Here is a 9,189-nt window from a genome sequence, read left to right as displayed (position 1 = left end):
CCCCCTCCCCCTCCCCCTCCCCCTCCCCCCTGTCCCACCTGTCCCGCCGGGGGCTCCTCGCGGCCGCCGGAGCCGCGGGCGCGGCGGGTCTGCTGGGCGCGGGGCCCGCCGCCGCCTCCCCCGCCCCGTCCGCCGGCGGGCGGAACTCGGCCGCGCTGGTGATCCGCAACGCCTCAGTTTTCACGGGGGTCACCGGGACCGAGCGCCGGGGGCCCGTGCAGGCCGTCGCGGTCGGCCGGAACGGGAAGATCCTGGCCACCGGGACCGACGCGGCGCTGCGCCGGTACGTGGGCCGGGACACCGAGGTGGTCGACGCCCGCGGCAACACCGTGATGAGCGGGATCCACGACGGCCACGTCCACCCGCTCGGGGCCGGCGAACGCTCGCTGTCCCCCTCGCTGGAGAGCGCGGAGACCACCCCGGCGGAGCTCCTGGAGATCCTGACCGGCTTCCTCGCCGACACCGGCGGCGCGGGCGCCGAGCCCGACGGCTGGCTGGTGGTGGAGGACTGGAACCCGGTCGGGCTGCTCCCCGTGGGCACCGCTCCGCACCATTCGATGCTGGACGCGCTCCCGACCCGGCGGCCGATCGTCCTGATCGGCGGCGACGGGCACAACTGCTGGGCCAACCAGCGGGCCCTGGACATCGCCGGGATCACGGCGGCCACGCCCGACCCGGTCGGCGGCAAGGTGGTCAAGGGCGCGGACGGGAAGCCGACGGGCGTCCTCAAGGACGACGCCCAGGGGCTGGTGAGGCACCTGATACCGGAGCACACCCGCGCCGAGCTGGTCGCGGCGTGCGCCGAGGTGCTGGGGCTTGCGGCCGCGTCCGGGATCACCACGATGATGGACGCCCTGGTGGGGCGCCGCGAACTGGAGCTGTACCAGGCGCTCTCCGCGGCGGGCCGGCTGCCGCAGCGGATCGTCCCGGCGATCCGGCTGGACGCGGACCAGGCCAAGGACCCGGCGGCCTCGCTGGCGTACGCGCGGGGCCTGCGCAAGGAGTTCGGCGGCGTGCGGGGCCTCCGCTTCGGGGTGATCAAGGTGTTCCTGGACGGGGTCATCGAGTACCCGGCGCAGACCGCCGCCCTGCTGGAGCCGTATCTGGACGGGAACGGCAAGCCGACCGCGAACCGGGGCGAGCTCTACACCTCGGCGGCGGACTACGGCCGGCTCAGCGCCGCCTTCAACCGGGCGGGCTGGCAGATGCACGCCCACGGACTCGGAGACCGGGCGGTTCGCACCGCTCTGGACGGGTACGAGTACGCCCGCAAGGTGACGGGGCAGCGGGACGCCCGCAACGCGGTGGCGCACCTGCAGATCGTGGACCCCGCGGACCTGCGGCGCTTCGCGCGGCTCGGGGTCGCGGCGTGCATGCAGCTCCAGTGGGCGGCGCGGGACACCTGGACGGTGGAGGCGCTGCTCCCCTACATCGGGCCCGAGCGGCACCGGTGGCTATACCCGGCGCGCAGCCTGGAGAAGGCGGGCGCGCGGCTGACGGGCGGTTCGGACTGGCCGGTGGACGCCCTCCAGGTGTGGAACCAGCTCCGGACGGCGATCGACCGGCAGGGCGCGGAGGGGGCGGGCGAGCTGTACCGCGCGCAGGAGGCGCTGAGCCGGGACACCACGCTGCGGATGCACACCTCGGGAACGGCCTGGCAGCTCCGCCAGGAGGAGCTGACCGGCACGCTGGAGCCGGGCAAGGCGGCGGACCTGGTGCTCCTGGACCGGGACGTGACGCGCTGTCCGGTGGCCGACATCAGCGGGACGGGCGTACGGATGACCCTGGTCGGCGGCCGTGTGGTGCACGAGGCGGATTCGGCGTCGGGCCGGGCGGCTTCGGCCCGGCTGGCCCGCGCCGCGGCGGCGGGCGCGCGCCCGGCCTCGTACGCCTCGGTCCACGGTGGTGGCGTCGGCGGCGGCAAGGGCCGGCACCACGCCTGCGGGCACTGAGGGGGCTCCGGGGCGGGGGCTCCTTCAGAGGCCCCCGCCCCGGGCGGCCGGCGTCCTCCGCCGCCGTCTCGGCCGGCGGTCAGCCCGCAAGGCCGTGGCGCGCGGCCCAGGCCGTGACGGCGGCGGCGATCTCCTCGGGCCGGTCCTCCGGGCACAGGTGGGCGGCCGCGCCGCAGTACTCGCTCTCCAGCGCGGAGATGTTCTCCTCGCTCCACGCGACCAGCTCGGGGCCGACCATCAGGGCGGGCGAGCCGTCGAAGTGGAGCAGGAGCTTGGGCACCTGCGGGCTGGCTGCCAGCCAGGCGTCGTACTCCTCGACCCGGGCGACCACGTCCGCGGGTTCGCCGCCGATCGGCAGGGAGCGGGCCCACCGGAGCAGCGGGAGCCGGCTCCCGGGGGTCGGGTAGGGGGCGGCGTAGACGGCGTGGTCGGCCGCGCTCAGCGTGTTCAGCACCGTCTTGCCGATGCTGTCCTCGATGAATAGGTTCTGCTCCAGGATCATCTCCTCCCCCGTCCCCGGGGTACGGATCGCCTCGAACCGGGCGCGGGCGGCGGGCGGGTACTCCTCCCAGCTCATCGGCCGCAGGATCGTCTCCATGAAGGCGAGGCCGCGGACCTGTTCCGGGCGGCGGGCAGCCCGGTCGAAGGCGAGCGCCCCGCCCCAGTCCTGTCCGACCAGGACGAACTCCTCGAGGCCGAGGGCCTCCAACCACGCGTCGAGGTAGCGGGCGTGGTCGGCGAAGCGGTACTCGCCGCCGGGCTTGCCGGAGCGGCCCATCCCGATGAGGTCGGGGGCGAGGATCCGGACCCGGCCCCCGATCCGGGGCAGTACGCCCCGCCACAGGTGGGAGGAGGTCGGGTTGCCGTGCAGGAAGACGAAGGGGACGCCGTCGGGGGCGCCGAGCTCCTCGTAGTACATGGTCGAGTCGAGCACGTCGATGACGGGCATGGGGAACCATCCGTTTCATTTCGTTGCGCTTCGTTGGCGCCGCAAACGTTCATGACACAACCGTTTATGGCACCAACGTTTATGGCACCAACGAACTTAAATCGTTAGTGCCCCGAACGCAAGGGGTACGATCCCGGCATGACCACGGAAGAGGACCCGGGCGCCTCCACCCTCCCCGCGCGACTGCGCGAACTACCCAGCCGGCTGCTCTCACAGGCCTCGGCGCACGCCACGCGGCTCGTCACCGAGGGACTGAGCGGGGCAGATGCCCGCAAATGGCATTACGCGACCCTGGTCGCCCTGGACGAGTTCGGACCCGCGAGCCAGGCGGCCCTGAGCGGCCGCACCGACATCCACCGCAGCGACCTGGTCGCCGTCATCAACGAACTCGCCGAACGCGAACTGGTCGAGCGGACCCCCGACCCCGCCGACCGGCGGCGCAACGTCATCACCCTCACGGCCGCCGGCCGGCGCCGCCTGCGCAAGCTGGAGCAACTGCTCGCCGCGGCCCAGGAGGAGCTCCTGTCCCCTTTGTCCGCACCCGAGCGCGAGCAGCTCGTCGGGCTGCTCGGCCGCCTCGTCGCGCACCACGCACGCGGCGGCCCCACGATGGGAGCTGACGACCGGTAAGGCCCTTTTCGTACCTGTTGGCACCCGTCTGCCACACCCAACGCGAGCGTCATCTCATATCTGAGATACGGTGCATCCATGGCAGACGACTACCTCGTACGCATCGGCAAGCTCATCCGTGACGCCCGGCAGCACCGGGGCTGGACACAGAGTCAGCTCGCGGACGCCCTCGGCACCAGCCAGAGCGCCGTGAACCGGATCGAGCGCGGCAACCAGAACATCAGCCTTGAGATGATCGCCCGCATCGGGGAAGCCCTCGACAGCGAAATCGTCTCCCTCGGCTACGCCGGTCCGATGCACCTGCGCGTGGTCGGCGGCCGTCGCCTGTCCGGCGCCATCGACGTCAAGACGAGCAAGAACGCGTGCGTGGCCCTGCTGTGCGCCTCGCTGCTCAACAAGGGCCGTACGGTCCTTCGCCGGGTCGCCCGCATCGAGGAGGTCTACCGCCTCCTGGAGGTCCTGAACTCCATCGGCGTCCGCACCCGCTGGATCAACGACGGCGTCGACCTGGAACTCGTACCGCCGGCCCGCCTCGACATGGACGCCATGGACGCGGACGCGGCCCGCCGCACCCGCAGCATCATCATGTTCCTCGGTCCCCTCCTCCACCGGATGGACCACTTCAAGCTGCCCTACGCGGGCGGCTGCGACCTCGGCACCCGCACCATCGAGCCGCACATGATCGCCCTGCGCCGCTTCGGCCTGGACATCACCGCGACCGAGGGCATCTACCACGCCCAGGTCGAGGCCGGGATCTCCCCGGACCGCCCGATCGTGCTGACCGAGCGCGGGGACACCGTCACCGAGAACGCGCTGCTGGCCGCCGCCCGGCACGACGGCACCACCGTCATCCGCAACGCCTCCTCCAACTACATGGTCCAGGACCTGTGCTTCTTCCTGGAGGCGCTCGGCGTCCGGGTCGACGGCGTCGGCACCACGACCCTGACGGTCCACGGCGTCCCGAACATCGACGTGGACGTGGACTACTCCCCCTCCGAGGACCCGGTCGAGGCGATGAGCCTGCTGGCCGCGGCGGTCGTCACGGAGTCCGAACTCACCATCCGCCGGGTTCCGATCGAGTTCATGGAGATCGAGCTCGCGGTCCTGGAGGAGATGGGCCTGGACCACGACCGCTCCCCCGAGTACACGGCCGACAACGGCCGCACCCGCCTGGTGGACCTCACCGTCCGCCCGTCGAAGCTCGAAGCGCCGATCGACAAGATCCACCCGATGCCCTTCCCCGGGCTGAACATCGACAACGTCCCCTTCTTCGCCGCCATCGCGGCCGTGGCCCAGGGCCAGACCCTGATCCACGACTGGGTGTACGACAACCGCGCCATCTACCTCACGGACCTCAACCGCCTCGGCGGCCGCCTCCAACTCCTGGACCCCCACCGCGTCCTGGTCGAGGGCCCCACCCGCTGGCGCGCCGCGGAAATGATGTGCCCGCCGGCCCTGCGCCCGGCCGTGGTCGTCCTCCTGGCGATGATGGCGGCCGAGGGCACCTCGGTCCTGCGCAACGTCTACGTCATCAACCGCGGCTACGAGGAACTGGCGGAGCGCCTCAACTCGGTGGGCGCACAGATCGAGATCTTCCGGGACATCTGACCGCCTGAAGAAGAACAGCCCTCACGCCCCTTTCGACCCGATGATCTCGGGTCCGGGAGGGGCGTGACGCGTCCCTCCGCCGAGGTCACCACCACACAGTCCAGAAGCCTCCCGCCCGGGCGGGATCCTTGGCGTAAAACCATCTGGTCCATCCGGGCAAACCAGGCATCCTTCACAGAGGCGCTGACGGCGCCTCAGAAGTGAAGGGGTGGGGATGGGACTTCCGGAGCCGGTGGGGCGGCAGTCGGACGTGGCGTACTTGCCGGCGAGCGGCCATCAAGTGGTGCTCGGTACGGCGGGAACCGGCAAGACCGTGATGGCGATGCTACGGGCGCGCTTCCTGTCGCAATCAGGAGCGACGGCATCCGGCAGAACGCTGCTCGTGACCTACAACAACGCACTCGTCGCCTACCTCAAACACTTCTCGGGCGAAACCGACCGGCTCGACATCCGCACCTACGCGCTGTTCGCCCGGAGCTTCCTGAACCAGCACGGTGCGATGAAGGGGCAGGCGATCATCTCGAGCGGCAAGCGCCGCGAGCTGATCCGGTCCGCGCTCGAGGCAGTGGCCTCGACGTACAAACCGAGCAAGTTCTTCGAGAGGGATCCCGGGTGGTTCGAGGACGAAATCGTCTGGATCTCCGGGATGGGCCTGCGCACGTGGGAGGCGTACGAGGCCATCGACCGCCTGGGGCGCCGGACCCCTCTCAACGCGTCCCTGCGCGAGGCCGTCTGGAAGATCGCCGAGGAGTACCGGCTGCGGCGCGCCGCGGCCGGCCACTCGTACGACTGGGATGACTTGGCCACCTCCGTCCGGGACCATCAGGCCGCGGACGACGGCCCGCGCATGTACCGGCACGTGATCATCGACGAAGGTCAGGACCTCTCACCGGAGGAGATCCGCTCGCTCGCGGAGGTCGTCGACCCCGCGGGCTCGGTGACCTTCTTCGGCGACTACGCCCAGCAGATATACGGGCAGGGCATGTCGTGGCGGGCCTGCGGCCTGAAGGTGACCAAGGTCGAGATGTTCAAGGACAACTACCGCAACTCGACCGCGATCGCCGAGTTCGCCATCGCCCTGAGCGAGATGCCCTTCTTCGGCAGGACCGACGAGCTCGTACCTCCCGTCGCCCCCCGCGCCAGGGGCTCGCTGCCCACGCTGGTCGCGTGCACCGACCGTGCGCAGGAAGTGTCGGTGGTCCAGTCGATCGCCCGACAGTGGGGTCAGGTGGGGACGGTGGCCGTGATCGGCCGTACCTGGGCCGATGCGGAGGAGGCCTGCGCGGGGCTGAAGGCCCAACGGATAGAGAAGAGCGCGAGGTTCGCCTGGAGTGACGCGCCGGGGGTGTACTACACCACCTATCACTCCGCCAAGGGCCTCGAGTTCGACACGGTGGTCATGCCCTTCTGCTCCGAGGACACCCTGCCCCACCCGGAGGTGGTCAAGTCCCTGGGCCTGGACGACGCGGACGAGCGGGAGTCGAAGCTCCTGTACGTCGGCATCACCCGCGCCAAGTCGGACCTGGTCATCACCTACAGCGGTACGAAGACCCACCTCCTGCCCGAAGGCGCCGGCCTGTACGCGGAGATGCAGCCGTGACCCGCACCGGCGGCCTCACGCTCACCGAGGCCCTGCGGCGGAGCAAGGCCACCCGGCTCGCCCACTTCACCCCTGCACGCAGCTTCCCGCACATCCTCCGCGACGGGGCGATCCGCAGCAGCAAGGACCTCGCCGAGCGGGCACCCGGGCAGTTCACCCCCACCGATCACCAGCGGTTCGACAACCAGCCCGACAAGGTCTGCTGCACCTTCCAGTTCCCCAACGGCTACTACCTCGCGCAGGCCCGGAACAAGCCCGACCACCAGAACTACCGGGACTGGATCTGCCTGTTCCTGGACGTGAAACTGGCCCTGCGCGAAGGCACTCTGTTCGCGCCCTGCAACGCGGCGACACAGAGCGGCGCGCGCCTGCGGCCGGGCCCGGACGCCCTGCTGGAACTGTTCGCTGCTACCAGCGGCACCTGGCCTCGCGGAGCGGGCCACCTCGAAGGGGCCGCCACCAACTTGCAGGCGGAGGTTCTCGTACCGGGTCCCATCGAGTTGACGCACGTACTGGCCGTCGCCATGCCCAGCCACGAGGCGGTGGCCAACGAGCTGGCACGGCTCAGTGTCCTCAACGTGGAAGTACCTCCACTGACTTGGCTCGTGGAGCCGGTGCTGTTTGACAGGAACCAACTGAGCAACCGCGTGCGCAAGGGACCTCCCCTCACCGAGTCCGCTTGGGTACCACGGCAGAGTGATGGGGGGACCCGGTGACCGGACACAGGCCGCCAGACCTGTTGGACCGGACCCGCGGCCTGCTGTTCGGGGCGGCCGTCGGTGACGCCTTGGGCTGGCCGCAGGAGCAGCGCAGCGCCATCGTCGGAGGGCAGGCCTCGCGCAGCACCACCCCCGGTCTTGCCTTCCGCCCTTGGGTGCGCTGGGCCGGCGGGCAGTACACCCGCTACCGGGACCCGGTTGGCGCGGGCGAGTACAGCGACGACACCCAGCTGCTGCTCGCCACGGCGCGCGCCTGCCTCCACGGAGACGACTGGTTGAGCCGGCTCACCGAGGTCGAGCTCCCGGCGTGGCCGCTCTATCAGCGCGGTGGCGGGCGGGCGGTGCTCAGCGCATGCCGCAGCTGGCAGGCAGGAACCCCGCCCTGGCACGGTCAGCGCACGAAGGTCGGCGCCTACTTCAACGCCGGCGCCAACGGCGTGGCCATGAGGATCGCGCCCCACGCCGTGCACACGTTGGCCGACGACTCCGCCGAGCGGCTGATCTCGCGCGTGGTCGCCGACGGGGTGCTGACCCACGGGCATCCGCGCGCCCTGCTCGGCGCGGTGTTCTATGCCCTGGCAGCCCGGCACACGCTCTGCCGGGAGGGCGCCGGCGAGTACGGAGACGTCGTACTCGCCGTGGCCGGCATGGCTCAGTGGCGCGATCCCGCGCTCGCACGCGCCGCCCTCCCCGAAGGTTGGTCGGCTGCGTTCAGGGACGCGACCGGCACTTCGTTCGCCACCGCGTGGACGGACACCGCTCGGGAAATGGACGAGCTGCTCGCCACGGCGCGGGCATCGGTGGCACGGGCCGGTCTCGCCGACGACGCGCAGACCCTCGCGGCACTCGGCTGCTTCGACGCGAAGCGCAACGGCGCGGGAACCGTCTCTGCGGCCGCCGCCTGCTACCTGGCGGCCCGGGCCTCCGTACGCCCCTCCACGGGTCTGCTCAGGGCCGCGTTCCTCGACCGGGCCGACACGGACACGCTCGCCTCGATGACCGCCGCGCTGCTCGGCGCCCTGCACGGCACGGGCTGGATCGCACCGCTCGTGCGCGAGGTGCAGGACGAGGCCTGCCTCGCGCGGACGGCAGCCGCGCTGGTCCAACCGCCCCCCGCGGCGGACGCGACCGAGAAGGCGTACCCGGAGGCGCAGCGGGCGCACTGGCTCGTCTCCCTTGCGGAGAAGGGGAGCGCGGAGCGGTTCGTTGACGGCCGCGCCGTGGCGCAGGTGCGGCACTACGGTCTGGACAGCAAGAGCCAGGACGTCACGCGCTTCGTCCTGACCCTGGACGACGGTCAGACGCTGTACGTGGACCGCGCGGTGAAGCGCGGGGAGTCCCCGGCCCCGGTGCGGGAGGAGCCGCCCGGTGCACAAGCCCCAGCCGTGACCCGAGTGGTCATCCACGTGCGCGATCTCGCGGAGACCCGGAAGTTCTACGGCGAGGTGCTCGGGCTCGCAGTGCAAGGAAGCGGGCCCGTCCTCTATGTGACGCCCTGGCTCGCCCTGCTGGAGATGTCCGGCCCGCTGGACACGCCGACGGCGGGTCCGTTGCAGTTCACCGTGCAGACTTCGGACCCGGCGCGCATCACGGCCATGGTGAAGCAGCACAACGTGCGGGTCACCCCGCCGGGCCCCCGCGACATCCCCGGTTCCCTGCGGGTGATCGACCCGGACGGGCACGAGGTCCTGGTGTGGCCGGTGGAAGGACGTCCCGCGGCATAGGGGGACC

7 protein-coding genes are annotated in these 9,189 nt (G+C 71.4%); 6 read left to right on the top strand and 1 reads right to left on the bottom strand.

Annotated features, from left to right (window positions below; genetic code table 11):
• Nucleotides 1-1,952 (top strand): amidohydrolase (locus ACFWBW_RS36460; protein ID WP_385382350.1); only part of this gene is annotated, 1,952 nt, incomplete at its 5' end.
• A gap of 79 nt (nt 1,953-2,031) precedes the next feature.
• Here the strand turns inward: ACFWBW_RS36460 and ACFWBW_RS36455 are convergent.
• Nucleotides 2,032-2,901: a haloalkane dehalogenase gene (locus ACFWBW_RS36455; protein WP_385382347.1), complete on the bottom strand. Its 870-nt coding sequence runs from the start codon at nt 2,899-2,901 to the stop codon at nt 2,032-2,034.
• Nucleotides 2,902-3,039: 138 nt separating this feature from the next.
• Between ACFWBW_RS36455 and ACFWBW_RS36450 the strand changes: the two genes are divergently transcribed.
• From ACFWBW_RS36450 to ACFWBW_RS36430, 5 genes are all read left to right on the top strand, one after another.
• Nucleotides 3,040-3,531 carry a MarR family winged helix-turn-helix transcriptional regulator gene (locus ACFWBW_RS36450; RefSeq protein WP_385382344.1) on the top strand — a complete coding sequence of 164 codons (492 nt, stop codon included), beginning with the start codon at nt 3,040-3,042 and terminating at the stop codon, nt 3,529-3,531.
• A gap of 78 nt (nt 3,532-3,609) precedes the next feature.
• Nucleotides 3,610-5,139 carry a UDP-N-acetylglucosamine 1-carboxyvinyltransferase gene (locus ACFWBW_RS36445; RefSeq protein ID WP_243331486.1) on the top strand — a complete coding sequence of 510 codons (1,530 nt, stop codon included), beginning with the start codon at nt 3,610-3,612 and terminating at the stop codon, nt 5,137-5,139.
• A gap of 214 nt (nt 5,140-5,353) precedes the next feature.
• Nucleotides 5,354-6,739, top strand: a complete 1,386-nt coding sequence (locus ACFWBW_RS36440) for a 3'-5' exonuclease (RefSeq protein ID WP_385382340.1) — start codon at nt 5,354-5,356, stop codon at nt 6,737-6,739.
• Nucleotides 6,736-7,455: a DarT ssDNA thymidine ADP-ribosyltransferase family protein gene (locus ACFWBW_RS36435; RefSeq protein WP_385382337.1), complete on the top strand. Its 720-nt coding sequence runs from the start codon at nt 6,736-6,738 to the stop codon at nt 7,453-7,455. Before ACFWBW_RS36440 ends, ACFWBW_RS36435 begins: the two co-directional genes overlap by 4 nt.
• A complete protein-coding gene (locus ACFWBW_RS36430) occupies nt 7,452-9,182 on the top strand; it encodes an ADP-ribosylglycohydrolase family protein (protein ID WP_385382335.1) in 1,731 nt (576 codons plus the stop codon). The genes ACFWBW_RS36435 and ACFWBW_RS36430 overlap by 4 nt, the downstream gene beginning before the upstream one ends.
• Nucleotides 9,183-9,189 lie beyond the last annotated feature (7 nt).

This window comes from Streptomyces sp. NPDC059957 (assembly GCF_042730015.1).
Classification (GTDB): domain Bacteria; phylum Actinomycetota; class Actinomycetes; order Streptomycetales; family Streptomycetaceae; genus Streptomyces.
The sequence above is the reverse complement of the archived record's forward strand: the minus strand, read 5'-3'. Positions and strand labels throughout refer to the sequence as shown.

What these genes read in the sequence shown, in the direction of transcription:
- ACFWBW_RS36455 (WP_385382347.1), bottom strand. Translation starts at nt 2,901, where the DNA reads ATGCCCGTCATCGACGTGCTCGACTCGACCATGTACTACGAGGAGCTC.
- ACFWBW_RS36450 (WP_385382344.1), top strand. Translation starts at nt 3,040, where the DNA reads ATGACCACGGAAGAGGACCCGGGCGCCTCCACCCTCCCCGCGCGACTG.
- ACFWBW_RS36445 (WP_243331486.1), top strand. Translation starts at nt 3,610, where the DNA reads ATGGCAGACGACTACCTCGTACGCATCGGCAAGCTCATCCGTGACGCC.
- ACFWBW_RS36440 (WP_385382340.1), top strand. Translation starts at nt 5,354, where the DNA reads ATGGGACTTCCGGAGCCGGTGGGGCGGCAGTCGGACGTGGCGTACTTG.